General features: G+C 70.4%; 25 protein-coding genes. 10 read left to right on the plus strand and 15 right to left on the minus strand.

Annotated features, from left to right (window positions below):
* Positions 1 to 105: 105 nt before the first annotated feature.
* Together HNR20_RS08790 and HNR20_RS08795 are read left to right on the plus strand one after the other, a co-directional pair.
* Positions 106 to 2,154: a coiled-coil domain-containing protein gene (locus HNR20_RS08790; protein WP_184178051.1), complete on the plus strand. Its 2,049-nt coding sequence runs from the start codon at positions 106 to 108 to the stop codon at positions 2,152 to 2,154.
* Positions 2,155 to 2,350: 196 nt separating this feature from the next.
* Entirely contained in the window at positions 2,351 to 3,535 is a 1,185-nt protein-coding gene (locus tag HNR20_RS08795) for an AI-2E family transporter (RefSeq protein WP_373290990.1), read from the plus strand.
* Between the two features lie 15 nt (positions 3,536 to 3,550).
* Here HNR20_RS08795 and HNR20_RS08800 read toward each other — a convergent pair whose 3' ends face one another.
* The 7 genes from HNR20_RS08800 to HNR20_RS08830 form a co-directional block, all read right to left on the minus strand.
* Positions 3,551 to 4,360: an alpha/beta hydrolase gene (locus HNR20_RS08800; protein ID WP_184178053.1), complete on the minus strand. Its 810-nt coding sequence runs from the start codon at positions 4,358 to 4,360 to the stop codon at positions 3,551 to 3,553.
* Between the two features lie 126 nt (positions 4,361 to 4,486).
* A complete protein-coding gene (locus HNR20_RS08805) occupies positions 4,487 to 4,810 on the minus strand; it encodes an Rv1322 family protein (protein WP_229687109.1) in 324 nt (107 codons plus the stop codon).
* A gap of 45 nt (positions 4,811 to 4,855) precedes the next feature.
* Positions 4,856 to 5,917, minus strand: a complete 1,062-nt coding sequence (locus tag HNR20_RS08810; protein WP_184178055.1) for a hypothetical protein — start codon at positions 5,915 to 5,917, stop codon at positions 4,856 to 4,858.
* Positions 5,914 to 6,408 carry a SigE family RNA polymerase sigma factor gene (locus HNR20_RS08815; protein WP_184178056.1) on the minus strand — a complete coding sequence of 165 codons (495 nt, stop codon included), beginning with the start codon at positions 6,406 to 6,408 and terminating at the stop codon, positions 5,914 to 5,916. Before HNR20_RS08815 ends, HNR20_RS08810 begins: the two co-directional genes overlap by 4 nt.
* 40 nt (positions 6,409 to 6,448) lie before the next feature.
* The gene (locus HNR20_RS08820) at positions 6,449 to 8,239 is read right to left on the minus strand and encodes a 3-hydroxyacyl-CoA dehydrogenase family protein (protein WP_184178057.1); all 1,791 of its coding nucleotides are present in this window, start codon (positions 8,237 to 8,239) and stop codon (positions 6,449 to 6,451) included.
* Positions 8,240 to 8,416: 177 nt separating this feature from the next.
* Entirely contained in the window at positions 8,417 to 9,490 is a 1,074-nt protein-coding gene (locus tag HNR20_RS08825) for an alpha/beta hydrolase (RefSeq protein ID WP_373290992.1), read from the minus strand.
* Between the two features lie 145 nt (positions 9,491 to 9,635).
* Positions 9,636 to 10,052, minus strand: coding sequence for an FHA domain-containing protein (locus HNR20_RS08830; RefSeq protein ID WP_184178059.1), 417 nt, complete (start codon positions 10,050 to 10,052; stop codon positions 9,636 to 9,638).
* A 256-nt stretch (positions 10,053 to 10,308) separates the two neighbouring features.
* On the opposite strand from HNR20_RS08830, the gene HNR20_RS08835 reads away from it, so the two are divergent.
* A complete protein-coding gene (locus tag HNR20_RS08835; protein WP_184178060.1) occupies positions 10,309 to 11,805 on the plus strand; it encodes an aldehyde dehydrogenase family protein in 1,497 nt (498 codons plus the stop codon).
* A 12-nt stretch (positions 11,806 to 11,817) separates the two neighbouring features.
* Here HNR20_RS08835 and nucS read toward each other — a convergent pair whose 3' ends face one another.
* Positions 11,818 to 12,477 carry an endonuclease NucS gene (gene nucS / locus HNR20_RS08840; protein WP_184178063.1) on the minus strand — a complete coding sequence of 220 codons (660 nt, stop codon included), beginning with the start codon at positions 12,475 to 12,477 and terminating at the stop codon, positions 11,818 to 11,820.
* 71 nt (positions 12,478 to 12,548) lie between these two features.
* Here nucS and HNR20_RS08845 point away from each other — a divergent pair, with 71 nt between their 5' ends.
* Positions 12,549 to 13,166 (plus strand): DUF4126 domain-containing protein, encoded by a 618-nt coding sequence (locus HNR20_RS08845; RefSeq protein ID WP_184178069.1) that lies wholly within the window; start codon positions 12,549 to 12,551, stop codon positions 13,164 to 13,166.
* Between the two features lie 227 nt (positions 13,167 to 13,393).
* Positions 13,394 to 13,690: a DUF1540 domain-containing protein gene (locus HNR20_RS08850; RefSeq protein WP_184178070.1), complete on the plus strand. Its 297-nt coding sequence runs from the start codon at positions 13,394 to 13,396 to the stop codon at positions 13,688 to 13,690.
* A 16-nt stretch (positions 13,691 to 13,706) separates the two neighbouring features.
* Here HNR20_RS08850 and HNR20_RS08855 read toward each other — a convergent pair whose 3' ends face one another.
* Complete coding sequence (locus tag HNR20_RS08855) at positions 13,707 to 15,713, minus strand: ethylmalonyl-CoA mutase (protein WP_184178072.1); 2,007 nt, start codon at positions 15,711 to 15,713, stop codon at positions 13,707 to 13,709.
* A gap of 151 nt (positions 15,714 to 15,864) precedes the next feature.
* Here HNR20_RS08855 and HNR20_RS08860 point away from each other — a divergent pair, with 151 nt between their 5' ends.
* Entirely contained in the window at positions 15,865 to 16,716 is an 852-nt protein-coding gene (locus HNR20_RS08860) for an ABC transporter ATP-binding protein (protein WP_184178074.1), read from the plus strand.
* Entirely contained in the window at positions 16,713 to 17,558 is an 846-nt protein-coding gene (locus HNR20_RS08865) for an ABC transporter permease (RefSeq protein WP_184178076.1), read from the plus strand. Before HNR20_RS08860 ends, HNR20_RS08865 begins: the two co-directional genes overlap by 4 nt.
* A 40-nt stretch (positions 17,559 to 17,598) precedes the next feature.
* Here the strand turns inward: HNR20_RS08865 and HNR20_RS08870 are convergent, their stop codons facing one another.
* Positions 17,599 to 18,447 (minus strand): 3-hydroxyacyl-CoA dehydrogenase family protein, encoded by an 849-nt coding sequence (locus HNR20_RS08870; protein WP_184178078.1) that lies wholly within the window; start codon positions 18,445 to 18,447, stop codon positions 17,599 to 17,601.
* Positions 18,448 to 18,665: 218 nt separating this feature from the next.
* On the opposite strand from HNR20_RS08870, the gene HNR20_RS08875 reads away from it, so the two are divergent.
* A complete protein-coding gene (locus tag HNR20_RS08875) occupies positions 18,666 to 19,298 on the plus strand; it encodes a hypothetical protein (RefSeq protein ID WP_184178081.1) in 633 nt (210 codons plus the stop codon).
* On the opposite strand, the gene HNR20_RS08880 is transcribed toward HNR20_RS08875, so the two are convergent.
* On the minus strand, positions 19,289 to 20,722 hold the full coding sequence (locus HNR20_RS08880) for a serine/threonine-protein kinase (RefSeq protein WP_221309749.1): 1,434 nt from the start codon (positions 20,720 to 20,722) through the stop codon (positions 19,289 to 19,291). The genes HNR20_RS08875 and HNR20_RS08880 overlap by 10 nt on opposite strands.
* 44 nt (positions 20,723 to 20,766) lie before the next feature.
* On the opposite strand from HNR20_RS08880, the gene HNR20_RS08885 reads away from it, so the two are divergent.
* Entirely contained in the window at positions 20,767 to 21,315 is a 549-nt protein-coding gene (locus HNR20_RS08885; protein ID WP_184178083.1) for an RNA polymerase sigma factor, read from the plus strand.
* A gap of 94 nt (positions 21,316 to 21,409) precedes the next feature.
* On the opposite strand, the gene murA is transcribed toward HNR20_RS08885, so the two are convergent.
* Positions 21,410 to 22,852 carry a UDP-N-acetylglucosamine 1-carboxyvinyltransferase gene (gene murA, locus HNR20_RS08890; protein WP_184178085.1) on the minus strand — a complete coding sequence of 481 codons (1,443 nt, stop codon included), beginning with the start codon at positions 22,850 to 22,852 and terminating at the stop codon, positions 21,410 to 21,412.
* On the opposite strand from murA, the gene HNR20_RS08895 reads away from it, so the two are divergent.
* The gene (locus tag HNR20_RS08895) at positions 22,851 to 23,423 is read left to right on the plus strand and encodes a cob(I)yrinic acid a,c-diamide adenosyltransferase (RefSeq protein ID WP_184178087.1); all 573 of its coding nucleotides are present in this window, start codon (positions 22,851 to 22,853) and stop codon (positions 23,421 to 23,423) included. The two genes, murA and HNR20_RS08895, sit on opposite strands and share 2 nt — an antisense overlap.
* Before the next feature lie 739 nt (positions 23,424 to 24,162).
* Here HNR20_RS08895 and HNR20_RS08900 read toward each other — a convergent pair.
* The 3 genes from HNR20_RS08900 to HNR20_RS08910 all read right to left on the minus strand — a co-directional run bounded on the left by HNR20_RS08900 (position 24,163) and on the right by HNR20_RS08910 (position 26,146).
* Positions 24,163 to 24,618: a DUF2550 domain-containing protein gene (locus HNR20_RS08900; protein ID WP_184178089.1), complete on the minus strand. Its 456-nt coding sequence runs from the start codon at positions 24,616 to 24,618 to the stop codon at positions 24,163 to 24,165.
* Between the two features lie 12 nt (positions 24,619 to 24,630).
* A complete protein-coding gene (locus HNR20_RS08905) occupies positions 24,631 to 24,912 on the minus strand; it encodes a F0F1 ATP synthase subunit epsilon (RefSeq protein ID WP_184178091.1) in 282 nt (93 codons plus the stop codon).
* A gap of 88 nt (positions 24,913 to 25,000) precedes the next feature.
* Positions 25,001 to 26,146 (minus strand): LCP family protein, encoded by a 1,146-nt coding sequence (locus tag HNR20_RS08910; protein ID WP_184188199.1) that lies wholly within the window; start codon positions 26,144 to 26,146, stop codon positions 25,001 to 25,003.
* Between the last annotated feature and the right edge of the window lie 111 nt (positions 26,147 to 26,257).

The raw sequence follows: 26,257 nt of genomic DNA on the forward strand, positions 1-26,257 counted from the left end.
GCGTTTCCCAGCCCGTGGTATGCCGGAAAAAATCCAAGTGAAGTAGCTCGCACAAGGCGCGTCCGTATCGCCCCAGCAGGGCCTGTTGCGTGTGAGGATGGGGGCATGTCGCACGGCGAGGAACTGTTCGCTCTCGGCGGGGACGTGACGACGGAGCCAAGCTTCGAGTCCGCTCTGCGGGGGTACGAGAAAAAACAGGTTGATCGGTATGTCGCGCGTGCCGAGCACGAGATCGCGACCCTCACCAACGAACGGGAACAGGCGTATACACAGATCCACAAGCTCGCCGGTCAGGTCGAGGTGCTCCAGCGCGACCTGACTCTGGTGCGCAAGCAGATGAACGTGGTCGACCGGGCCTCGTTCCGGCACCTCGGCCCCCTGGTCGACTCGATCGTCACGCAGTCCGAAGAGCTGGCCGAGCAGATCCTGTCCGATGCGAATGTGGAGATCGAGGCGCGCCGCGCCGCGGCCGAACACATCATCGAGGAGGCCCGCGAGCAGGCCGCGCGGGCACTGAAGGACTTCGAGATCGCCCTCGCCGCGCGGCGGTCCGAGGAGGAGCGGCACAGCGCCGCCCGGCGGGCCGAGGCGGAAGCCACGCTGCGGTCGGCCAAGGACGAGTCCGCGCAGCTGCGCAAGACGGCGCAGGACGCGCTGGCGAAGGCCCAGCAGGAGGCCACCCAGCTGCGGGACACCGCCAAGGAGATTCACACGCGGGCCCAGCAGGAGTCGACCAAGCTGCGCGAGACGGCCCGCGAGACATTGGCCAACGCCCGCCAGGAAGCCAGCGACCTGCGCGAGGCCGCCAAGGAGGTGCACGCCAAGGCCCTGCAGGAGGCCAAGCGGCTCACCGATACCGCGACCGAGGCCGGCCGCGCCACCCACGCGAAGGCCCAGCAGGAGGCCAAGCAGATCATCGACGACGCGTCGATGGCCGGGCGGGCCACCCGCGCGAAGGCGCAGCAGGAGGCCGAGCGGCTGACCACGCAGGCCTCCGAGGCGGCCAAACGCGGCCGCGCCGAGACCGAGGCGTACGTGCAGCGGATGCGCGCCGAGACCGAGGCTTACGTGCAGCACACCCGGGCACAGACCCAGCAGGAGCTGGGCGCGTGGCGGGCCGGGGTGGAGCAGGAGGTCAACTCGCGTCGGGAGGCGGCCGACCGGGAGCTGGCGCAGCGGCGGGCCACGTCCGAACAGGAGTTCGCCAAGCGCCGCGATGAGCTGGACAAGCAGCACAAGTCCCGCCAGCAGGAGCTGGAGACCGGCTTCACCAGCCGTCAGCAGGAGTTGGAGACGGGATTCACCAGCCGTCAGCAGGAACTGGAGACCGGGTTCACCACTCGCCGCGACGAGTTGGAGACCGAGTACACGGGCCGCAAGAACGAGCTGGAGACCGACTACTCCACGCGCAAGAACGAGATCGAGCAGGGCGCGGCCGGGGTTCGCCAGGCGGCTGAGCAGGACGCGGCGGCTCTGCGCCAGCGATCCGAGTCGGAGGCCGCCGAGCTGCTGAGCCGGGCCGAAACCGAGGCCGGCGACAAGCGCCGCGAGGCCGACGAGCATGTCGCGGCCTCCCGTCGGCAGTTCGAGGAGTACGCGGCCACGACCCAGCAGCACCTGGCCACCACTCAGCAGCACCTGGCGGCCACCCAGCAGGAGTCGGCGGCGGGCCGGCAGCAGCTCGCCCAGGTGATGCTGGAGATCGCTCAGGCCCAGCAGCAGCTTGCGGACCTGCGGCAGGAGACCTGGAAGTCCCGGCAGGAGTCCGACGAGCTTCAGCGGCAGATGACCGAGCTGCGGTTGCAGAGCGTCGCCGGCCCGATCGACGGCCCGACCGCCCCGACCGATGGCGACGGGGTGAGCGGGAGCACGGCCGAACCCGCCGACGCCAAGCAGCCGGTGACCGCCAGCGCGGAGGAGGCCGGGCAGTCGACGACACGGCCGGTTGCCGAGCCGGTGACCACGGTGGACGGTGGGACGGCGAGCGCCGGGGTGGAGGGCGAGCCGACAGTGGCCGCCGTTCCGGGCGAGGGTGGCCGAGGCGCCACGCCCACCAAGATCACTAGCACCGGCGAGAACGGCAAGCGCCCCACCAAGCCGACCACTGACGAGCGCAGCGCCAAGCCCAGCAAGGTCACCATCGAGAAGGACTGACGCCGTCGGGGCGCTCCGATCGCGGTCCGGATCACGCGTGGTCGAGCGCGTACGGTGGAGTTGTGGGCTGAGCGTCCGGCCACGCGGCCCTGCCCTGACGAGTGACATACCTGTGAGTCATATTGATGACTCACAGGTATAACAGGTTTCGGGGGATGTGCCGGGGGCCGACCCCAAGCAGACCCGGGAGGTTCTGGTGCCGCAGCACAGCCCGTCGGGCGACGACCCGGACGTGACTCGCAATCCCCCACCGGCCGCGCCGGCCGAGGTGCCGCCTCCGGTGCCGGTCCCCGCTCCGGGGATCGACCCGGACGAGCCGCCGGCGGTCCCGTCCGGCAAGTTCGGCACGCCGGGGCGGCCGCTGCGCCGCAGCAGCTTCCTGATCGGTTTCACCGGCGCCCTGGGTGTGCTGCTGGCGTACACCCTCTATCAGGGGATTCGCAACGCCGGCGGCATCCTGGTGTTGGTGGTGATCGCGCTCTTCCTCGCGGTCGGCCTCAACCCGGCGGTGGTGCGGCTACGCCGCTGGGGCGTGCCGCACGGCCTGGCGGTGGCGGCGGTCGCGTTGACCGTGGTGCTGCTGCTCTGCGGCGGCGTGGTGGCGCTGGTCCCGCCGATCGTCACGCAGTCGGGGCAGTTCATCGAGCAGTTGCCCAGCTACGTCGAGGAGTTGCGCCGCAATCCGACGGTCAATGACCTGGTGGAGCGCTACGACGTGGTGGAGCGGGTGCAGAACGCGGCCAACGCCGACACGATCGGCCGGGCGCTCGGTGGTGTACTGGGCGGCGCCCAACTGATCTTCGGCACGGTGTTCCGGGCGCTGACCGTGCTGGTGCTGACCATCTACTTCCTGGCGTACTTCAACCGGCTGCGCGCCCTGGGCTACTCGCTCGTGCCCCGGTCGCGCCGGGAGCGGGTGCAACTGATCGGCGATGAGATCCTGGCCAAAGTCGGCGCCTACATGGTCGGCGCGCTGAGCATCGCGGTGCTGGCCGGCGCGACGACCTTCGTCTTCGCGCTGATCGTCGGGCTGCCGTACCCGTTCGCGCTCGCCGTGGTTGTCGCGGTGACCGACCTGATTCCGCAGATCGGCGCCACCCTGGGTGCGGTGATCGTGAGTCTGGTCGGCTTCGCCGACAACCTGCCCACCGGCATCGCCTGCGCGGTCTTCTTCCTCATCTACCAGCAGGTGGAGAACTATCTGATCTACCCGAAGGTGATGCGGCGCTCGGTGGAGGTCAACGAGGTGGCCGCCCTGCTGGCCGCGCTGCTCGGGGTGGCCCTGCTGGGCGTGGTGGGCGCGCTGATCGCCATCCCCACGGTGGCCGCACTGCAACTGATCCTGCGCGAGGTGGTGCTGCCGCGCCAGGAGATCCGCTGACCCGCGGCCCGCGGGTCAGTCGGCCTTGTTCGCCAACGGGCCCGGGACGGGCGTGTCGGCGAACGAGGCCACCGTCCGGTCGGCGTACGCGCTGACGTCGCCGGCCTCCATCGGGCCGTCCCAGGTCGTCGGCAGCGGCACCTCGACGGCCGGATTGACCCGCCGGACGATCTCGTCGAGCACCGTCTCCGCGTCACCCACCCAGAGGTGCTTGGCACCCGGCACCCCGACCACCTCGGCCTGCGGCACCGCGGCGAACCGCTCCCGCGCCTCGGTCGGACGCAGGTAGTCGTCGAACTCCGGCACCAGCGCCGTCAACGGCCGCCCGGAACCGGCCCAGGTGTCCAGGTCCGCAGGGGCCGAGAAACGCAACGGCGGGGAGAGCAGGATCGCCCCGGCGACCGCCGGGTCACAGCCGTACTTCAGGGCCAGGTCGGTGCCGAACGACCAGCCGACGAGCCAGATGCTGGGCAGCTCGGCGAACTCCGCGTACTCGATGGCGGCGGCCACGTCGTACCGCTCCCCCACCGCGCCGTCGAACGTTCCCTCGCTGGTGCCGCGCAGGCTGCTGGTGCCCCGGGTGTTGAACCGCAGCACGGCCAGGTCGGCCAGCGCCGGCAGCCGCCAGGCCGCCTTACGGAAGACGTGGCTGTCCATCATTCCGCCGTGCGTGGGCAGCGGGTGCAGGCAGACCAGGGTGGCCACCGGCGGCCGGTCGGCCGGCAGGGCCAGCTCGCCGACCAGCCGCAGACCGTCGGCGGTGTGCAGCTCGATGTCCTCCCGGCGGCCGGGGAGGATCGACGACGCGCGGATCGCTGTGCTCACCGCACAAGTCTGTCGCGAACTCACCGCCGCCGCCCGCCCAGGCACGAACAGGGTGATCCAGGTCGCTAAGCCGTGGCGCGGGGGCGCCCGGGCGGATCGTCGAGCCGAGGCGCTCCGGTCGGGAGCTCAGTAGCGCGGAGTGCCCCGGCCGCGCTGCACCGCCGGGCCGCGCCGGTCCCGGGCTCGCCAACAGCCGCTGTGCCAGTGCCGCCGGTCGGTCAGGTCACCCAGGCCGTCCGCCGGCCAGGCCACCAGGTGCGCCACCCCGGGCCGGATCTCCTGGTCACAGCCGGGGCAGCGGTACGTCTTGACCGACGCGCCCGCGCCGATCCCGCGTACCTGCCAGGCGCCGTCGGTCCACTGCTGCACCGAGGCGACACCCTGCCGGACCCGGTCGTCGTCCAGGTTGGCGTTGTCGTCCCGGCGAGGGCGATTGCGACGGGGGCTCACAGTCACCAAGCGTACGGTCCGTCGAGGCGGACGGCCCGAGGGCGGTCACCAGGTCGTGGGCTGGTCCAGGTGCTCGGCGACCTGCGCCCCGCCCAGCACGACTGCCGCGTCGTCCTCGGTGTACCCCTGGACCGGCCAGCCGAAGTCGGCGGTCAAGTGTGCCTTGGGGAAGCCGAGCAGCTCGAACTTCCCACTCTGGGAATCGATCAGGGCCAGTTTGCCGCCGATCGTCCGGTTTCCCCCGGTGCGACTGTCGGTGATGCTGGTCGCGTACTGCAGTTCGACCTGAATGCCGCCGGGGGTCGGGCCGGAGACCACCATCTGCACCCCGAACGCCGCCGGGAACGGTGCCACCGTCACCTCGCACCTGCTGATCTGGGTGCCCGCCGGCAGCGCGGTGAGCCGCAGCGGGCCTCCGCAGCGGTGCGCCTGGTCGAGCCGCAGCGCGGCGGCCACGTCGAACAGGTCCCGCTCATCCGCACCGTTGACGCTGGCCCGCGCGTACACCCCGGGTGCGGGTTGCCAGTGCCGCAGCCAGACCATGACGCCGTAGGGCCCCTCGGCGTGCGACACCGATCCGTCGAAGACGCCGTCCTTGACCAGCTCCGGCACCAGCGCCGGCAGGCCCTGGGCGCGCCTGGGCAGCGCGTCGGCGGACGCGGCCAACTCCAGGGTGACGGTGCGTCCACCGACGTCGAGCCGTGCCATCTCCACGCCGCTCTGCACCGACCAGGAGAGGTAGCGGGGCCCGTCCGGGGCGAACCCGAAGTGCAGCACGTCGGGGTCGGCGCCGACCCGGTCGGGCCGGGCGGCCGCACCCGGTACGCCGTCGGCCCGGGGCGGCAGCACGCGCACCACGGGGTCAGCCGGCAGGCCCGGCCCGGGCAGTACGACGCCCGGACCGGATTCGGGCAGTTTCACCGGACCGATGGCCGCGCCCGCGCCGAGCACCGCCACCACCCCGAGCACGATGCCAGCGACGGTGCGTCGACGACGGATCCGGGCGCGGCCCTGGGACACCGCGACAGTCAGCAGCCGGTCGGTGTCCACGCTGCCCTCGGCGCGCTCGCGCAGCGTCTGATCGATCCGCTGGTCGAGGTCGTTCACGGTCGGCTCCCGTTCGTGGCCGGGGCACCGCAGCGCTCCCGGAGGTTGGCGAGCGCCCGCATCGCGTGAGTGCGGACGGTGACCGGCGAGCAGTCCAGGATCTGGGCGATCGTCGCGTCGTCGAGGTCCTCGTAGTAGCGCAGCACCAGCACCGCCCGCTGGCGGTCGGGCAGGCCGAGGATCAGGCGCCACATCTCGTCCCGGTCGGCCGCTTCGCCGCCGAGGTCGCCGCGGTGCGCCCGTTCGGCGAAGGTGTCGACGACCAGCTCGCGGCTCGATCGGCGGCGCCACCAGGAGTTGTTGGCGTTGACCAGCATCCGGCGCACGTACACGTCGGGCCGGTCGGCGCGGGCGATCTTGCGCCACTGCACGTACGCCTGGGACAGCACCTCCTGGGTGAGGTCCTCGGCCCGGTGCTCGTCACCGGTCAGCAACCGGGCGAGCCGGACCAGCGCCGGGCCCCGGCTGCTGACGTACTCCTCGAAGGTCACACCCTGCAGACGCAGTGGGCACCCTCCGGCGTTGACCCGGTCAGCGGTGCGAGTGGTCGCGGAAGCCGCGGCGGGTCTTGCGGCCCAGGTAGCCGGCGGTGACCAGGTGCTCCAGCAGCGGCGCGGGCGCGAAGCCCGGCTCGCGCAACTCCAGGTACAGCTCGCGCTGAATCGCCAGCGCGACGTCCAGCCCGACGACGTCGAGCAACTCGAAGGGGCCCATCGGGTAGCCGCAGCCCAGCTTCATCGCGTGGTCGATGTCGTCGGCCGTGGAGTAGCTGGCCTCCAGCATCTTGACCGCGTCGTTGAGGTACGGGAAGAGCAGCGCGTTCACGATGAACCCGGACCGGTCGCCGCAGACCACGGCGGTCTTGCCGAGCGCGGCGCAGACCGCACGGGCGGTGGCGGTGGCCTCCGGGGAGGTGCGGATGGTGCGGACCACCTCGACCAGCGGCATGACCGGCGCCGGGTTGAAGAAGTGCAGCCCCACCACGTCGGCCGGCCGGTGGGTGGCCATCGCCACGTCGATCACCGGCAGCGAGGAGGTCGTGGTGGCCAGCACCACGCCCGGCTTGCAGATCTCGTCGAGGCTCGCGAAGAGCGCCTTCTTCACGCTCAATTCCTCGACCACGGCCTCGACCACGAGGTCGACGTCGGCGAGGTGGTCGAGCGTGGCCGACCAGCTGATCCGGCCCAGCGCCGCGTCCCGGTCGGCCTCGGTGAGCTTGCCGCGCACCACGCCCTTGTTGAGCGAGGTCTTGACCGCCTCGCAGACCGTCGCGGACTTCTCCATGCCCCGGGTCACCGAGACGACCTCGTAGCCGGCCTTCGCGAAGACCTCGATGATCCCGGTGGCCATCGTCCCGGAGCCCACCACGCCGACCTTGGCGATGGCGCGCGCGCCGTCGCCGAGCCCGGCCTCCGTCGTCAGCGGCGTCGCCTCGTCCGGTACGACCACCGGCGAGCCGGGCCGCTCGTAGGTGTAGAAGCCCCGTCCGGACTTCCGACCGAGCAGACCCGCCGTCACCATCTGCTTGAGCAGCGGCACCGGGGCGTGCCTGCGGTCCCGCCCGCCGCGCCGGTACATGGTGTCCAGAATCTCGTACGCGGTGTCCAGACCGATCAGATCCATCAGTGCCAGTGGGCCCATCGGCAGGCCGCAACCGAGCTTCATCGCGGCGTCGATGTCCTCCCGGGTCGCGTAGTGCGACTCGAACATGCCGACCGCGTGGTTGAGGTAGCCGAAGAGCAACGCGTTGGCGATGAAGCCGGCCCGGTCGTTGATGGTGACGTCGACCTTGCCGAGCCGGGCGCAGAGCGCCTCGACGTCGGCGACCACCTCGGGTGCGGTGACGACCGTGCGGACCACCTCGACCAGCTTCATCACGGGAGCCGGGTTGAAGAAGTGGATGCCGATCACCTGGTTGGGCCGGGTGGTGGCCACCGAGATCTCGGTGACGCTCAGCGACGAGGTGTTGGTGGCGAGGATGGTCTCCGGCCGGCAGATGCGGTCCAACTCGGCGAAGATCCGCTGTTTGAGGTCCAGGTGCTCGGGCACCGCCTCGATGACCAGATCGACGGAGTGCAGCGCGTCCAGCCCGGCCGCGAAGTGCACCCGCTCGTGCAGGGCGTCGCGGTCGGCCGCGGCGAGTTTGCCCTTCGCGACCGCCCGGTCGGTGGAGCGGGTGAGGGTGGCCCGACCGCGCTCCAGCGCCGGCTCGGAGATCTCGACCGCCACCACGTCGATGCCGTTGCGGGCGAAGACCTCGACGATGCCGGCACCCATGGTGCCCAGCCCCACCACACCCACGGTGCTGAACTCGCGCGCCACGACCGGCCTCCCCAGACACTCCGCCCGGCCCCTGAACGGCCGATTAGGTTATGCGCGCGAGTCTGCCACGTGACGTTCGGTTGTCGAGACGCCGTGGCTAATTTCACCCACGACGACGCAGGGCCGCTAGGCGGCGGGCGACGCGGGAGGTGCTAGGCGGCGGGCGACGCGGGGGTGCTAGGCGGCGGGCACGGTGGTCAGTGCCAGCAGCTCCGCGACGAACTCCGCCGGGCGCTCCAGGTGCGGGCTGTGACCGCAGCCGGGCAGCACCACCTCGTGGTACGCGCCGCCGGCCGCCGCGTACCTCTCCAGCACCGCGCGGGTCTGGCCGATCATCGGCTGCGGTGGGCAGGACTCCTCGCCGGGCCAGCCGGGAACGAGACCGAGGGAACCCAGGTACGCCAGGTCGAACAGCGAGGTGTCCGAGACGATGACGTCGGCGTCGCCGCGTACCCAGGTGACCGGAGGTTTGTCGGCGACGGCCACCAGCTCGTCGGCGAGCCGGAAGTGGGTCGGCGCAAGGGCGTTGAGCACCCCGCGCTCGCCCGGCGCGGTGCCCGGCCAGTTCTCCGAGGGCACCGCCGTGCCCGGGTAGTTGTCGTCCCCGGTGGCGGTGGAGAGCACAGTGTCCAGCAGCAGATCCTCGTCGGTGCCCAGCGAGGCGGGATCGGCCACATAGGTGGCTCGCAGGACGGCGCGCGGGCTGGCCGGGGCGTCCGCGCTCCGATCGCCGGCCGCGAGCCGGGCGACGAAGTCCGGGTTCGCCGTGCCGGCGCCGGTGCCGGCGAAGTCGGGGGTGGTCGGCGTGCCGGTCAGGTCGCGGGTGCCACCGAAGCCGTACGGGGAGACCGGTGCCGCGAGCAGCACCGCGTTCACCCGGTGCGGGTGGTCGACCAGCAGTTGCATCGCCACTCCGCCGCCGAGGGAGTGCCCGACCACCACCGGGCGGGCGTTGCTGACGCCGAAGAGCGTCGGGTCGTCCAGCAGGGCGGCCACGTCGTCGGCGAAGTCCCGCAGGCCCCGCCTGGCGTCGACCGGTGCCGTCGCGGAGTCGCCGTACCCCCGCAGATCGGGGGCGACCACCCGCAGCGTCGGCGGCAGGCGCCGGATCAGCGGCTCCCAGAACGGCGCGGACGAGCAGTTGCCGTGGATCAGCAGCACCGGGGTGCCGTCCGGCGGGCCGGCCACCCGTACCGCCTGGGTGATGCCGTTCGCCGTCACGGTCCGCTGCTCGGTTTCCATCCGCGGCATGCTGCCACGCCCGCCTCCGCCGGTCCAGGTGTCCGACAGCCATCCCGGGCGCGGCACAGGTGTGGGCCACGCCCGGGTCGGCGTGCGGTCAGGTGCCGGAAGCGCCCTTGTCGTCGCGAGGCGATGACACGGACCCCTCCGACACTCAGCGGCGGGCGCCCGGAGGCACGGCCAACGGCAGCGGAAGTGTCGGTCGGACGTCCCGCCGGGGCGGGCCGAAGCTGAGCCCCACCGGATCGGTGTGCGCCACCCCTGGGTCGAACAGGCGCAGCTCGGTGCGGCCGAGCCGGATCACGTCACCGTCGGAGAGACGTTCCAACTCGGTGATTCGGCGATCGTTGAGCCAGGTGCCGTTGGTCGAGCCGAGGTCCCGCAGCGACGGGCCCTCGGGGGCCAGCCACACCTCCGCGTGGCGACGGCTCAGATGCGGGTCACCGATGACAACGTGGCCGGTCGGTGCCCGGCCGATCACTTGCGGTTCGACTCGCAGTCGAAAACTCGCCCCGCGCATCGGCCCGCCCGCGACGGTCAACAGCGGTAAAAGCTCCGGATGTTCCTCCATGGACAGTCTGCCCTCCACCCCACACCGTTACTCCGCGCGTCAGCCTGCCACCAGACGGTAATCATCAGTACCGACCGCGCGGTCAGCTCCTCGTGACCTCCCGACCATCCACGGTTCGACGATTCGGACGGGCTACCTCTGTCATCGATGCCCTGAGCTGCACTGATCAACGATCGAGCGAGGCCACGTGACGCCGGTCCCGCCACCCGGGATCGAGGACCTACCGGTGAGTAATCCTCGGGTCTAGACTTCCGCCATGACGGCTGTGCATGTCCCGGGTCTCCCGGTCATCGAGGCGGGTCGGTTGATCTCCACGAGCCCGGCCACCGGCGCTGAGGCAGGCCGCTTTCCGGTCGCCACCGACGCCGACGTGCGGGGGGCCGTCGACCGCGCCCGCGCCTCCGGCGAGTGGTGGGCCGGTCTCGGCTTCACCGGCCGCCGCGAACGGATGCTGCAGTGGCGCGCCCTGCTCGCCAAGCGGATCGAGCAGTTGGCCGAGGTGGTGCACGTCGAGGGCGGCAAGCCGATCGCCGACGCCATCGTCGAGATCGTCACCGCGATCGAGCACGTCGACTGGGCCGCCCGCAACGCCAGCCGCGTGCTCGGCCCGCGTCGGGTGCGGTCCCGGCTCATCCTCGCCGAGTTCTCCGGGCACCTCGAATACCAGCCGCACGGCGTGGTCGGCGTGATCGGGCCGTGGAACTATCCGGTCTTCACGCCGATCGGTTCCGCCGCGTACGCGCTGGCCGCCGGTAACGGCGTGGTGCTCAAGCCGAGCGAATACACGCCCGCCGCCGGCCAGTGGCTGGTGGACAGCTTCGCCGAGGTGGTGCCCGAGCAGCCGGTGTTCACCGCCGTGCACGGCCTGGGCGACGTTGGCGCCGCCCTGTGCCGCTCCGGGGTCGACAAGGTGGCCTTCACCGGCTCGACCGCCACCGCCAGGAAGGTGATGGCCGCCTGCGCCGAGACACTGACCCCGGTGCTGATCGAGGGCGGCGGCAAGGACGCGATGATCGTCGACAGCGACGCCGACCTGGACGCCGCCGCCGAGGCGTGCGTCTGGGGCGGCATGACCAACGCGGGCCAGACCTGCATCGGCATCGAGCGGGTGTACGCCGTCGATTCGGTCTTCGACACCTTCGTCGACAAGGTGGTGGCCCGCGCCGGTCAGCTGACCGTCGGTGCGGAGGGCAGTGACATCGGCCCGATCACCATGCCCCGACAACTCGACGTGATCCGCGGGCACATCGACGCCGCAATCGCCTCCGGCGGGCGTGCCGTGCTCGGCGGCCCGAGCGCGGTGCAGCCGCCGTACGTCCATCCGACCGTGCTCGTGGACGTCCCGGAGGAGTCTGCCGCCGTCCGGGAGGAGACCTTCGGTCCCACGCTGACCATCAGCCGGGTCCGTGACGCCGACGAGGCCATCACCCGCGCCAACGCTCTGCCGTACGGCTTGGGCGGTTCGGTCTTCGGCCGACGACGCGCGGTGTCCATCGCGCGGCGGCTGCGCTCCGGCATGGCCTCCATCAACTCCACCCTGACCTTCGCCGGCATGTCCACTCTGCCGTTCGGCGGGGTGGGCGACTCCGGCTTCGGGCGGATCCACGGCGAGGACGGGCTACGCGAGTTCGGCCGCGCCAAGGCGATCACCCGTCGTCGCGCCCGCTCGCTGCTGCCGTCGATGACCTTCGAGCGGACCCCGACCGACGTGGCCCGGCTCGTCAAGGCAATCAAGGTGATGTACGGGAGGTAGCAAGCGGGCCGATCAGAAGAGCGTCAGCTCGTCCTTCTCGATGCCCCGCAGCTTGTCGTAGTCCACGACCACGCACCGGATGCCCCGGTCGGTGGCGAGCACCCGCGCCTGCGGCTTGATCTCCTGAGCGGCGAAGACCCCGGCAACGGGGCTGAGTAGCGGGTCGCGGTTCATCAACTCGAGATAGCGGGTCAACTGCTCCACCCCGTCGATGTCGCCACGCCGCTTGACCTCGATGGCGACCGCGGCGGAGTTGGCGTCCCGGCAGAGCAGGTCGACCGGGCCGATCGCCGTCATGTACTCGCGGCGGACCAGCGTGAACCCCTCACCCAACACACCAGGGTTGGCGGCCAACAACTCCTGCAGGTGCGCCTCCACCCCGTCCTTGCGCAGGCCCGGATCCACACCCAACTCGTACGAGGTGTCCTGGAAGATCTCCTCCAGGGTGATCCGTAGCTCCTCGCCAGCCTTGTTGACCACCCGCCACACACCGGGGGCCTCCTCCAGCCGACACGGCGGGCTCATCCAGTTCAACGGCTTGTACGCCCGGTCGTCGGCGTGAATGGACACCGACCCGTCCGCCTTCACCATCAGCAACCGGGTGGCCAGCGGCAGGTGAGCCGAGAGCCGTCCGACATAGTCCACCGAGCACTTCGCAATGACCAACCGCACCCGACGAGGGTAGCCGAGCACCCGCCGGTCGCCACCGAGCGGCACTGGCGCGTCGATGCGATGCTGAGACCGTGTTCGAAGTCCTCACCGGCACCGGTCTCGCCGCCTCGGCGGGCCTGAACGCCTACATACCCCTGCTCATCCTCGGTCTACTCAGCCGCTACTCCGACCTGATCGACCTTCCGAGCGGCTGGAACTGGCTCGGCAACGGCTGGGTCATCGTCATCCTGGCCGTACTGCTCGCCGTGGAGGTGGTGGCGGACAAGGTGCCCGTGGTCGACCACTTCAACGACGTGGTGCAGACCGTGGTCCGGCCCACCGCCGGCGGTCTGGCCTTCGGCGCCGGGTCCTCGTCGGAGACGGTGACGGTCAGTGACCCGGGGAGCTTCTTCTCGTCGCACCAGTGGGTGCCGGTCGTCACCGGCGTTCTGCTGGCACTGGGTGTGCACCTGCTCAAGTCGGCGGCACGCCCCGTCATCAACGCGACCACCGCCGGGTTCGGCGCCCCGGTCGCCAGCACCGCCGAGGACGCCACCAGCGTGGTGGTCTCCGTGGTCGCGATCATCCTGCCGGTGCTGGTTCTCGTCTTCCTGCTCGGTCTGGTGGTCTTCATCTTCTGGTTCGTTCGGCGACGCTCCGAACGTCGCCGGGAACGCGAAGCGGCACGCGCCGCGGGCTTCCGCGTCTGAGCCCTGGTGCCCGGCGCGCGGGGTCCGACGCTTCGACCGCCCGCGAGCACGATCGACTTCATATCGCCGATGTGGGGGCATCCCGGCGAACCGATGCCCCCACATCGCCGACGCTGTGTCGATCAGCGGCCGCAAACGCCAGTGCAAGCGCGCGGGGCGGGCGCATTCCGGGTTCCCGGGGGGCGATAAAAGCCTAGGATCGGGTCAAAAGCCTAGAGGAGGTTGGCATGACTGCAGCGTTGGAGATGCCCCGAGTCCAGGAATGCGTGGTCTCCGCGTGCGCGTACAACCAGTCGGGTGACTGCCACGCCTTCGCGATCACGATCGGCAGCATGGATCACGCCCACTGCCACACCTTCGTCGAATCGCCCATCCGGGGTGGGGTGGACGGGCTGGTCGCCCAGGTGGGCGCCTGCCAGCGCTCCGACTGTCGGCACAACGAGCAGTTGGAGTGCCACGCGTCGTCCATCAAGGTCGGCCCGGACAACGATCTGGCCGACTGCATGACCTACGCCGGCCGCTGACCCACCGGAAGCGGGTTCAGGGCAGGTCGTTGGCGCTCCGGATGACCGTCACCAGGTCGTCGATGATGCCGGTGAGGGCGAAGTCCTTCGGGGTGAAGACCCGGGCCACCCCGGCCGCCCTGAGCGTGTCCGCGTCACCGGCGGGGATGATGCCTCCCACGACCACCGGCAGGTCCGCCCGGCCGGCGGCCCGCAGCCCGTCGAGCACGGCGGGCACGGCGGCCAGGTGCGAACCGGAGAGCACCGACAGCCCGACCAGGTCGACGTCCTCCTCCACGGCGGCGGCGACGATCTGCCCAGCGGTCAGCCGGATGCCCTGGTAGACGACCTCGAATCCGGCGTCGCGGGCGCGTACCGCGATCTGCTCCGCGCCGTTGGAGTGCCCGTCCAGGCCAGGTTTGCCGACCAACAGCCGCAGCCGGCCGCTGCCCAGCTCGCGGGCGGTGGCGGCGACCCGCTCGCGGACGGCGGCGAGGCCCGGGTCGCCGCCGCTGCCGGTGGCGCCGGCCAGGCCGGTCGGTGCCCGGTACTCGCCGAAGACCTGGCGCAGCGCGCCGGCCCACTCGCCGGTGGTCACCCCGGCCCGGACGCACTCCAGGGTGGCCGCCATCAGGTTGGTGGTGGTCGCGGCGTCCGCGCGCAGCCGGGCCAGTGCCGCGTCGACGGCGGCCGCGTCCCGGTCGGCACGCCACCGGTGTACGCCGTCAGCGGCGGCGGCCTCGACCGCGGGATCGACCTGCTCGACAGCCTTCGCACCGGTGGCGGTCAGCGGAGAGGGTTCGGTCTCGGGGTACCGGTTGACGCCGACCACCACGTCGGCGCCGGACTCCATCCGACGGCGGCGCTCGGCCAGCGAGCCGACGAGGGCACTCTTGAGATACCCGCTCTCCACGGCGGCGACCACACCGCCCAGCTCCAGCACCTTGTCCAGCTCGACCCGGGCACCGGTGACGATCTCGTCGACCAGCGCGGTCATCACGTGCGAGCCGTCGAAGAGGTCCGGATATTCGAGCAGATCCGACTCGTACGCGAGGACCTGCTGCATCCGCAGCGACCACTGCTGATCCCAGGGGCGAGGCAGGCCGAGCGCCTCGTTCCAGGCCGGCAGTTGCACCGCGCGGGCCCGGGCGTCGCGGGACATCGTCACGCCGAGCATCTCCAGCACGATGCGCTGGATGTTGTTCTCCGGCTGCGCCTCGGTGAGGCCGAGCGAGTTGACCTGCACGCCGTAGCGGAACCGTCGTTGCTTGGCCTCGGTGACCGCGTACCGGTCCCGGGTGATCTCGTCCCAGAGCACGCCGAACGCGCGCATCTTGGCGATCTCCTCGACGAAGCGCACACCCGCGTTGACGAAGAACGAGATCCGCTGCACCACGTCACCCATCCGCTCGGCCGGCACCTGGCCGGAGTCGCGGACCGCGTCGAGCACAGCGACGGCGGTGGCCAGCGCGAAGCCGACCTCCTGCACGGGCGTGGCACCGGCCTCCTGGAGGTGGTACGAGCAGATGTTGACCGGGTTCCACCGGGGCATCTCGCGCAGCGTGTACGCCACGACGTCCGCGGTGAGCCGCAGCGACGCCGCCGGCGGGAAGATGTACGTCCCCCGGGACAGGTACTCCTTGACGATGTCGTTCTGGGTGGTGCCGGCGCAGCGGGCCAGCTCGGCGCCCTGCTCCAGCCCGACGGTGCCGTAGAGGGCCAGCAGCCACATCGCCGGCGCGTTGATGGTCATCGAGGTGTTCATCTCGGCGAGCGGGAGGCCGTCGAAGAGCGCCCGCATGTCGCCGAGGTGCGCCACCGGCACGCCGACTCGGCCGACCTCACCGGTGGCCAGCTCGTGGTCCGGGTCGTACCCGGTCTGGGTGGGCAGGTCGAAGGCGACCGAGAGGCCGGTCTGCCCCTTTGCCAGGTTGCGCCGGAAGAGGGCGTTGGTCGCGGTGGCCGACGAGTGGCCGGCGTAGGTGCGCATCACCCACGGGCGGTCCCGCTCGGGCAGACGCCCCGAAGATGCCGTCTCATCCATGGCTGGAGCTTAAGTTACCGTTCAGTAAAACGGGCTGTGGAAAACCACACAGGTCCATGTCGGGGACGTCTGGGCGCGAAGCGCTCGCAGTGTTGCGCACCGCCACACCCCGGGCACCAGCTCGGCCGGGTCAGGACGCACACTGGACGGCATGGATGACGAGCTGGCCATCTCCGTCCGAGGGCTGCGCAAGGCGTACGGCGACAACGTCGCGGTGGCGGGCGTGGATCTCGACGTCCACCGCGGCGAGGTGTTCGCGCTGCTCGGCCCGAACGGCGCCGGCAAGACCACCACGGTGGAGATCCTGGAGGGTTACCGACGCCGGGACGCCGGCGAGGTCACCGTGCTCGGCACGGACCCGGCCCATCCTGCCGCCGACTGGCGCTCCCGCGTCGGCATCGTGCTCCAGGGCACCGGCGAGTTCGACGAGTTGACCGTGGCCGAGGTGCTCCGACACTTCTCCGGCTTCTACCCCGACGCGGACGACCCGGACAAGGTGATCGAGCGGGTCGGGCTGGCCGGCAAGGCGAAGGCCCGTACGCACACCCTCTCCGGCGGGCAGAAGCGCCGCCTGGACGTGGCACTGGGCATCATCGGGCGCCCCGAGCTGCTCTTCCTCGACGAGCCGACCACCGGCTTCGACCCGGAGGCCCGCCGCGAGTTCTGGGAGCTGATCCGCGACCTCGCCGCCGCCGGCACCACCATCGTGCTGACCACCCACTACCTGGACGAGGCCGAGGCACTCGCCGACCGGGTCGGTGTGATCGCCGGAGGCCGGCTGGTCGAGGTGGCCGCCCCGAATCGGCTGGGCAATCGGCAGGAGGCGCTCGCGACGGTCTCCTGGCGTACCCCGGACGGGACGCTGGAGAGTGCGCAGAGCGCGACGCCGACGGCCCTGGTGGCCGACCTGGCCGCGCGCTACGGCGGCGAGGTCCCCGGGCTCACCGTGACCCGGCCGACCCTGGAGGACGTCTACCTCACCATGATCGGACACGCACGATGACGACCACGACGAAGCCCGCGACGCCGGTCGCCGCGAGCCGCGGCCGCCGGCCGGCAGCAGGCACGCTCGCCCTGCGCCAGGGCCGGCTGGAGATCACCCAGTTCCTGCGCAGCCGGGAGTCCGTGGTCTTCACGATGGGCTTCCCCATCATCATGATCCTGATCTTCGCGTCGATCTTCGGCGGCACGATCGGTGGCGGGGTCAAGTTCACCCAGTACTTCATCACCGGCATGATCGCGACCGGTCTGATGACGGTGAGCTTCCAGAACCTCGGCATCTGGATCCCGATCGAACGGGACCGGGGCGTGCTCAAACGCTACCGGGGCACGCCGATGCCGAAGTGGGTCTGGTTCGCCGGCAAGGTGATCATGGTAGTGGCCATCGGCATCGCCGAGACCGCGCTGCTGCTGGCCGTCGCGGTGCCGCTGTTCGACCTCCACCTGCCGGGTACGGCCGGGAAGTGGTTCACCTTCGGCTGGGTCGCCGTGCTCGGGGTGACCGCCTGCACGCTCTGCGGCATCGCGATCTCGTCGCTGGCCCGCACCGCCCGCAGCGGCTCGGCGGTGGTCACCCCGGTCGCCCTGGTGCTCCAGTTCATCTCCGGGGTGTTCTTCGTCTTCACCGACCTGCCCACCTGGATGCAGCAGGTGGCGGCGCTGTTCCCGCTCAAGTGGATGTGCCAAGGGCTGCGGTCGGTCTTCCTGCCCGAGAGCTTCGGCGCTCAGGAGCCGGGCGGCTCGTTCGAGCTGGGCCGGGTCGCGCTGGTGCTGGGCCTGTGGTGCGTGGTCGGCCTGGTGCTCTGCCTGACCACCTTCCGATGGACCACCAAGCGCGACGGCTGAGCGGTCGACCGGGGCGGACACCCGCCCCGGTCGCCGTGGCTCAGTACGTGTAGAAGCCCTTGCCGGTCTTGCGGCCCAGGTCGCCGGCGGTGACCATCCGCTGGAGCAGCTCCGGCGGGAAGAACTTCTCGTCGGCCGTGTCGGTGTAGATGTTCTTCGAGGCGTGCAGCAGCACGTCCACGCCGGTCAGGTCGGTGGTGGCCAGCGGCCCCATCGCGTGCCCGAAGCCCAGCCGGCAGGCCGTGTCCAGGTCCTCCGCGGACACCACGCCGGACTCCACCAGCTTGACCGCCTCCATCACCAGGGCGGAGATCAGCCGGGTCGTGACGAAGCCGGCGATGTCCCGGTTGACCACCACCACCGTCTTGCCGATCTCCTCGGCGAAGGCCCGCGCGGTGTCCAGCGTGGCGTCGCTGGTCTTGTAACCACGAACCAGCTCGCAGAGCTGCATCATCGGCACCGGGGAGAAGAAGTGGGTGCCGACGACCGCCTCGGGCCGCTCGGTCACCGCGGCGATCTGGGTGACCGGGATGGCCGAGGTGTTGGTGGCGAGCACCGCGTCCGACTTGCAGATCTTGTCCAGCGCGCGGAACACCTCGTGCTTGATCTCCAGCCGCTCGAAGACCGCCTCGACCACGATGTCCGCGTCCGCCGCCGCCTCCAGCTCGGTGGTCGGGGTGATCCGGGCGAGGGTCGCCTCGACCTCGGACGCCTCGATCCGGCCCTTCTCGGCGAACTTCTCCAGTGACTTCCGGATGCCGCCGAGCCCTCGGGTGGTGGCCGCGTCGTCCAGGTCGCGCAGCGTCACCTGCCAGCCGGCCTGCGCTGCCACCTGGGCGATGCCGGAACCCATCAACCCAGCCCCGACGACCGCGAGTCGACCCGCCATCTGCTTCTCCCTCGCTGCGATTGAGTGCCTCACTGCACCCTAGTCGGCGAGCCTGAACGATGACTAAGCGCTCCACACGAAAGGATGTCGGGCGCCCGCGGTGGTCCTGGGGGTGGGCAGTCGGTGACGGATTCACGACTCCGCTCGGAGAACAAACTCCCTCGCGGGTGCATCGAACCCTACGACAACAACCCAGCGGAATTAGCCAGGAGTTCATGATGCGTACCACGCCCTTGGTCGGAACCCTCACCTGCCTTCTGCTCGTCGCCGCGTGCGCCTCACCGACGCACCAGAGCGGCAACGCCGCGCCGGCCGGCTCACCAGACCCCACGACCAGCGCGGCCACCACCGCGACGCCCACGTCGTCCACGCCGTCCGCGCCGTCCACGCCGTCCACGTCGTCCGCGTCGCCTTCGCCGTCCGCGCGGCCGTCGAGCAACCCCACCACCGATTCGCTCGTCCTGGGCCCGAAGGGCATCGGCTCGCTGAAGCTCGGAATGACCCGTCAGCAGGCCACCGCGACCGGAATGCTGCGCCCGTTCGCCATCACGGAGCGCTGTAGCTTTTCATTCCTGCGCGCCGCACCGACCGAAGAGGGGACCGTCACCCACTCGCCGACCCTGGGAATCGCCGCCATCGACGTGTGGCCCGGCATCAGGACGCCCGAGGGTCTGGGCATCGGCATGTCAAGCGCCGAGGTGCTTCGGATCTACCCGGCATACAGGGAGGGGGTCAACGCTGGCTACGCGACGACCCCCGGCAACGACAAGGCCGTCTACCGCATCGCAACGAAGAACGGCAAGGTCACCGCGCTGACCCTGCAGTTCAAGAACCAGGACTGCTACGAGTGAACCGACCCGACCCGGCCGGCCTGCGGCGCCAGCGAGCTGGACAACCGCAGGTCGGCCAGGATCTCGTCGGTCAGGTCGGCGTCGCCGATCTGCTTGATCTGGAGGTAGACGCCATAGCTGCGCTGCGGGACGGAGAGCACCACCTCGCTGAACGAGACCGAGGCGCCACACGAGGTCCATCGCCGTACTCGTGCCTGGTTACCGCCCACGTCCAGGGTCCGGTCGGGCTGCTGGACGCAGGAGGTGTGGCTGGGCAAAGCGGCCCCCGCGCCACCGGCGAGCAGAGCCTTGCTCGCACCGACGAAAACACCGGGTATCCGGCTCGCCGGATCGGGCCAGACGTCAAGATCCGGGGCGACCACCAGACCCGGCGCTTGGCCAGCGGGAAGTCGCAGCACCGCAGGATCCCAGCCGGCGTCCTTCACCTCGCCGGCCCAGCTCGACGGCACGGCGACCGACAGGGCACCAGAGACATCGTGGACGCGTACCCAACCCGACCGTGCCGGCAGGGTGGAGTTGGAACCCGTCGTCGCCAGCAGCGCGGTCAGTGCGACCCCGACGCCGACAACTCTCCTCGACTGCCGCACGAGCCGGCCACGGCCCGTGTCCCGTTCCATCGACGCGATGACCCGACGCAGCTCCTCGAGCATGACCGCGGCGGACGCCCACCGCTGCCGAGGGTCGTGATGCAGCGCGCGTCGCACCAGATCGTCCACGGTGGACGGGACTCCGGGCCGCACCTGAGACGGCCTGGGCAACGACCGCCCGCCCCTGCCGGCGCGGCTGGCCTGGTCGGGAGGGCTTCCGGTCAGCATGTGGTACAGGGTCGCGCCGATCGCGTACACGTCGGCGCGGATGTCCAGGCCTCCGCCGCGGGTGGCCTGTTCGGGCGGCATGTAGCCGGGTGTGCCGGCGGCGATGGTGAAGCCGGACGCGTTCGCGAGCGCCTTGGCCAGGCCGAGGTCGGCGACGAGCACCCGATCGCGATCCGCGGCCGGCTCAAACAACACATTGGACGGCTTGAGGTCACGGTGCAGCACACCGGCCTCGTGCAGCACTGTCACGGCACTGGCGATATCGGCCGCGACGAGCAGGGCCTCCCGTACCGGCATCGGCCCCGAGACGAGCCGATCCGCGAGGGTGCCACCGGCCGCGTACGGCATCACCAGATACGGCCGTCCGTCAGGCAGCTCACCTACGTCGAGCACACGCACGAGCAGGCTGGAATCCGTCCGCCGCATGATCCGCGCTTCCTGCTCGAACCGCTCCCGCAGATCGGCGTGGTACGACCAGTTGTCTGCCAGTACCTTGATCGCCACCGACGCGTCCAGAGCATCGTCGGCGCCGAGCCACACCGTGGCGAACGCTCCGGAACCGATACGCCGCAGAACGCGATATCGGCCGATCTTGTCGGGTACTGACACGCCCGTATTATCACCCCCAAGACGCTGAGGAACGGGGCCTGAGCATGTCAGACGATCTTGAAATCGAGGAGCTCGCCGGCCGCGCCGCCACGGGCGACGCTGCCGCTCTTGACGCGCTGCTGATCAGGATCGGCCCGCAGGTCCTGCGGCAGTGTCTGCGCCTCCTCCCGTGCAGGCAGGACGCCGAAGAGGCGTGCCAGGATGCCCTTCTGCAGGTCGCTCGCAAGATAGACGGCTTCGCGGGCCGGTCGAAGTTCTCCACCTGGCTGTACGTCGTCACGGCCAACTGCGCCCGGCAGACGTACCGAAGCCTCAAGCGCCGGGCCGACGAGCAAACCACGCCGCTGCTCCCGCTCGATGCCGTCGACCCACGCACCACGAGCGTGATCGCGGGCTCCCGGCTCGACCTGCTGGACGCGCTGGAACGGCTGGAGGCTCACCGACCCGAACTGGTCGCCCCTCTGGTAATGCGTGACCTGTGCCAGTTGACCTACGACGAGATCGCCGACCACCTCGCCATCCCGGTCGGCACCCTGAAGTCACGCATCCACGACGCGCGACGGCACGTGCGAGCCTCGCTGAAGGCCGCCTGACATCGCGAGAGCCGCGACGAGCACGGTTGCCGCCAGGGTGGACGTCGGGCGCGTGGACGCACGCGCGGCGTGAAGGTGGAGACCGGAGCTGGCCTCAGATCTCCAGCGACGGCTCCTCCGGAGTGGTGCCCCGCTCGACCGCCACCCCGAGGGCGCGCAGGTCCGCCACGAAGTCCGGATAGCCCCGGTCGACGTGGTGCACGTGGGAGACCTCGGTGACCCCCTGAGCGCAGAGCCCGGCGATGATCAAACCTGCCCCGGCACGGATGTCGGTCGCTTGCACCGGGGCGCCCGACAGCCGATCCCGCCCACGCACCACCGCGTGGTGCCCATCGGTCTTGATGTCCGCGCCGAGCCGCATCATCTCGTTGGCGAACATGAACCGGCCGTCGAAGATGTTCTCGGTGATCAGGGAAGCGCCGTCGCTCACCGCGGCCAGGCCGATCGCCATCGGCAGCAGGTCGGTGGCGAAGCCGGGATACGGCAGCGTCACCACGTCCACCGCCCGGGGCCGGTCGTCCATCCGTACGCGAAAGCCATCCCCCCGGGTCTCCACCAGGCCACCGGCCGCGACCACCTTGTCCAGCGCCACCTCCAGGAACGCCGGGTCCAGCCCCGTCACCGTCACGTCGCCCCGGGTCATCGCGGCGCCGAACGCCCAGGTGCCGGCGACGATCCGGTCCCCCACCGTGGCGTGCCGCACCGGGCGCAGACCGGGCACCCCGGTGATCCGCAGCGTCGACGTGCCCGCGCCGGAGATCCGTGCGCCCATCTGGTTGAGCATCGTGCAGATGTCGACGATCTCCGGCTCCCGGGCCGCGTTGTCGATCGTCGTGACGCCCTGGGCCAGCACCGCCGCCATCACCAGGTTCTCGGTCGCGCCGACGCTGGGGAAGTCCAACACGATGTCCGCGCCGCGCAGCCCGTGCGGGGCAGACGCGATGACGAACCCGTGCTCACCGGAGATCTCCGCGCCCATCCGGGTCAGCCCGGAGACGTGCATGTCCAAGCCCCGGGATCCGATGGCGTCACCGCCGGGGTGGGCCACCCGCACGTACCCCCGGCGGGCCAGCAGCGGGCCGAGCACACAGATCGACGCGCGCAACCGCCGGACCAGGTCGTAGTCGGCGTCCGCGCCGGGCTGTTCGGGCACGTCGATGGTCACCGAACGAGACCGGGCCACCCCACCGCGGGCGACCATCGGGTCGACCGGGTCGTCCGCGTCGAACTGGACGTCGCAGCCCAGCCGGCGCAGTACCTCCCCCATGATCGCGATGTCGGTGATCCGTGGGACGTTCGTGATCACACTGCGGCCCGGCGCGAGCAACGCGGCGGCCATCAGCTTCAACGCCGAGTTCTTGGCACCGACCACGTGCACGGTGCCGGCCAGTCGGGCGTCACCGTGGACCCGGATGACGTCGACATCACTGACCGCCGGATCGCCGGCGTCGCCGGGACCCACCACCACCGGCCAACTGGCGGTGCTGTCCGGGCGCGCCGGGATCGTCAGGTCGGGAATCCGTAGGCTGTGCGTCATGGCCGTCCACCTCACGCGCATCTACACCAAGGCCGGCGATGCCGGCATGACCAGGCTGAGCAACAACGAACAGGTGCCGAAGACCGATCCACGGATCGCCGCGTACGCGGATGTCGACGAGTGCAACGCGGCGATCGGCGTCGCGCTCGCCCTGGGTGGGCTCGACGAGGAGCTGCGGGGCGTGCTGGGGTCGGTGCAGAACGACCTGTTCGACGTCGGGGCCGACCTGTCCACTCCCGTCGAGCCGGAGCCGAAGTACCCGCCGCTGCGGGTGACCGAGGAGTACGTCGAGCGCCTGGAAGGCTGGTGCGACGAGTACAACGCACGCCTGACCAAGCTCGACTCCTTCATCCTCCCCGGCGGCACCGCGGGCGCGGCGCTGCTGCACGTGGCAAGGACCACTGCCCGGCGTGCGGAACGAGCGGCGTGGGCGCTGGTCAGCCACGATCCGGAACGGACCAGCCCGCTCCCGGCAAAGTATCTCAACCGGCTCTCCGATCTGCTCTTTATCCTGTCAAGAACGGCAAATCCGGCGGGAGATGTGCTATGGGTGCCGGGCGGCAAGCGCTGACCGTCGGCGCTCCGCACCACGTCAAGGTGTGCGTTCCCGATCTGGCCGCAGCCACGCGTACCAGGGGAAGCCTCCTGGCCGGCCGGCCGGCCACCTGAGCCGCGACGCCGAGAGCCGGCAAGATCGACTTCATGTCGCCGATATTGCGGTGTCCAGCCGCCCAGATACCGCAACATCGCGGATGTGGAGTCGATCTTGCTGCGTCTCGGCCGTCGCGGCATGGGCTCGGGCCCTACGACCCACGGCCGCGCCAATCACCCGGCCGGGCCGCCGACCCCATGATCAACACAGGGTCGGCGATGTGGGGGTATCCAACCAGCGGAACACCGCAACATCGCCGACCTCGCGACGATCAAGCCCACCCAGCCACCCAAGAACCCAGAACCAACCCCCAAGACCCAGAACCAACCCCAGCAGAGCCAGAACCGTCCCGGTAGAGGCAGAACCGACCCGCGTAGAGGCAGAACCGACCCGCGTAGAGGCAGAACCGGCCCGGTAGAGCCAGAACCGGCCCGGTAGAGGCAGAACCGGCCCCCGTAGAGGCAGAACAACCCGCAACCCGGTAACGGCAGCTGAAGAAAACCCCGCCGGGACTGACGCACAGTGCCCGACGAGGGTTTCCGGGGAGCCCGCCCGGCGCAGGGATCAAGCCTGACCGCCCGGAGCCGGGCGGGCTCCCCGGAAACCCAGACAGCAACCACCGACAGCCAAGACAGCGACCACCGACAGCCAAGACAGCTCAGGCAGCCGGCCAGTCCTGGGAGGCCATACGCGGCGAGACCGCCCCCGGAGGGGCGGCCTCGAGCCAAGAGAGAAAACCGGTCACGGTAGACCGCGCCATGGCGATCTCCACCGGTGCATGGTGACTGGTACAGCGGAGGATCACCCAGTCGGCCGGCATGGAGAGCCGTTCCTGGCCCTCCGGCAACCGGCGGCGCTCGACCGCGAGCCCCTTGCGGGAGAGCACCCGCTTGGGTCGGATCGCGAAGCTGAACATCCTGTACCAGCGCAGCTCGTCACCGGCGAACCGGCCGAAGCCGGGCGACCAGCCACGACCGTCGAGCACGGTCGTGACTCGGACGCTCAGCCGGATGATGCCACCGCTGCGGGTGACCAGAGCTCGCCGAACGAAGAGGGTGAGAAGCGCGCCGAGGATGACGACAACGCCGACTCCGACTCCTTCGACGATCTCCATCCCCGGTGTGGCTCAGCGGCTCTGCGCGGAGACCGGGGTTGCGCTCTCGGCAAGCACGATGACGCCGTCGGCGCTCACCGAGAGGAAGCCGCCGGCCACCTCGTAGGAGATCTGCTCACCGCCAGCAAGCTTGATGCGGACCTGGCCGGGCTCTGCGAGCTGGCCGAGCAGCGGCGCGTGCCCCGGCAGGACACCAAGCTCGCCTTCGGTCGTCCGCGCGACGACCATCTCGGCGTCACCGGACCAGACCTTCTCCTCGACGGCGACGAGCTCGACGTGAAGCTGCTGTGCCACGCTGTCTCCTTGCTGCGGCGATGGATTGCCGAAAGTCTAGCCTGACGCGCGCGCGCTCCCAACGCGGGTGGGGAGAACCGCGTCACGACTACTTGGTCTTGTTCACGAATTCCGGATGCTCCAGCAGGAACGGGTCGAGCTGCTCGTTGTGCAGGGCGGTGAAGAAGTCCGGGACCCCCGCCGAGAACTGCTCACCCAGGTAGGCGCCCCTGCTGTTCTTGAGCTCACCACCGGAGAGTTTGATCATCTGGATGGTGTTGGGGCGGATGTCCTTCAGGGCGAGCCCGAAGTCGACCACGCTGCTGCCCCGACCGTTGAAGATCAGCGACTGGCCAGCGGCGCGGAGCACCTTGTCCAGCTTGATGGGGTTGGCCACCACGTCGGCGCTGAACGCCTGGCCGACCATGGCCTTGACGAACTGCTGCTGGTGTCGCTGCCGGCCGTAGTCGGAGTCCGGAACACCGTTCTTCGGGTAGCGCTGCCGGACGTAGTCCAGCGCCTGCCACCCTTTGAGGTGTTGGTTGCCCTTCTTGTAGATCGCCTGCGGGCCGACGTAGCCCTCGCCGCGCGTATTGCCTGGCCGCGCCTTACCGTCCGGCTGCTTGTGCTCGGACTTCACTTCCCGCTCGACGTACATGTCGACGCCTCCCATGGCGTCGACGATCTTCTGGAAGCCGGTGAAGTTGATGATCGCGCCCGCGTCGAACCGCTTGATGCCGGTCACGTTCTGCACAGTGGTGGCCAGCAGCTCGAAGCCCCGAGCCGCGTCGGGGTTCGCCCCGGGCACCTTGCTGCCGAACGACATGGCCGCGTTGATCTTCGTGGTCTCGCCGGGGAAGTTGGCCTTCTTGAACGGCGGGATGGGCACGTAGAGGTCACGCGGCAGAGAGAAGAGGTAGGCCCGGTCCATCGACGCCGGCACGTGCAGCACCATGATCGAGTCGGCCAACGGCGCTGCCGTCGGCGTACGCGGGTCGATGCCGACCAGCAGGATGTTGAGCGGACCCTTGATGTCGCTCTTCTTGGGCTGGGCGCCCGCCGCCTGATCGCCGAACAGGTCAGCCTTGCCGACCGCACCCTCGTAGCGGGCCATGAGTGCCTCGGTGCCGACCAGCACCGCTCCGCTGAGCACGGTCAGCACGGTGCCGAACACCGTGCAGATCCTGGCCCAGCGCGGCACGCCCCGCCAGACGGACGACTTGCGGCCTCGCTTGCCGGCCTTACCCACGAGCAGCTCCGTTCGTTACGCCCACAGGGAGGAAGACGGGCGCACGTCGTCGAAAGGTTGCAAAGATCAACGCTCGTTCAGGTGAGCGCGCGGAACGACCGTATCTCGGGTGGCACG

Origin of the sequence: Micromonospora parathelypteridis (assembly GCF_014201145.1) — a bacterium.
Lineage (GTDB): Bacteria > Actinomycetota > Actinomycetes > Mycobacteriales > Micromonosporaceae > Micromonospora > Micromonospora parathelypteridis.

Coding starts and splice junctions, on each gene's coding strand:
- HNR20_RS08865 (WP_184178076.1), top strand. CDS start 16,713: ATGACGACCACGACGAAGCCCGCGACGCCGGTCGCCGCGAGCCGCGGC.
- HNR20_RS08855 (WP_184178072.1), bottom strand. CDS start 15,713: ATGGATGAGACGGCATCTTCGGGGCGTCTGCCCGAGCGGGACCGCCCG.
- HNR20_RS08860 (WP_184178074.1), top strand. CDS start 15,865: ATGGATGACGAGCTGGCCATCTCCGTCCGAGGGCTGCGCAAGGCGTAC.
- HNR20_RS08895 (WP_184178087.1), top strand. CDS start 22,851: ATGGCCGTCCACCTCACGCGCATCTACACCAAGGCCGGCGATGCCGGC.
- HNR20_RS08830 (WP_184178059.1), bottom strand. CDS start 10,052: ATGGAGGAACATCCGGAGCTTTTACCGCTGTTGACCGTCGCGGGCGGG.
- HNR20_RS08825 (WP_373290992.1), bottom strand. CDS start 9,490: ATGCCGCGGATGGAAACCGAGCAGCGGACCGTGACGGCGAACGGCATC.
- HNR20_RS08790 (WP_184178051.1), top strand. CDS start 106: ATGTCGCACGGCGAGGAACTGTTCGCTCTCGGCGGGGACGTGACGACG.
- HNR20_RS08885 (WP_184178083.1), top strand. CDS start 20,767: ATGTCAGACGATCTTGAAATCGAGGAGCTCGCCGGCCGCGCCGCCACG.
- HNR20_RS08850 (WP_184178070.1), top strand. CDS start 13,394: ATGACTGCAGCGTTGGAGATGCCCCGAGTCCAGGAATGCGTGGTCTCC.
- murA (WP_184178085.1), bottom strand. CDS start 22,852: ATGACGCACAGCCTACGGATTCCCGACCTGACGATCCCGGCGCGCCCG.
- HNR20_RS08900 (WP_184178089.1), bottom strand. CDS start 24,618: ATGGAGATCGTCGAAGGAGTCGGAGTCGGCGTTGTCGTCATCCTCGGC.
- HNR20_RS08875 (WP_184178081.1), top strand. CDS start 18,666: ATGCGTACCACGCCCTTGGTCGGAACCCTCACCTGCCTTCTGCTCGTC.
- HNR20_RS08835 (WP_184178060.1), top strand. CDS start 10,309: ATGACGGCTGTGCATGTCCCGGGTCTCCCGGTCATCGAGGCGGGTCGG.
- HNR20_RS08870 (WP_184178078.1), bottom strand. CDS start 18,447: ATGGCGGGTCGACTCGCGGTCGTCGGGGCTGGGTTGATGGGTTCCGGC.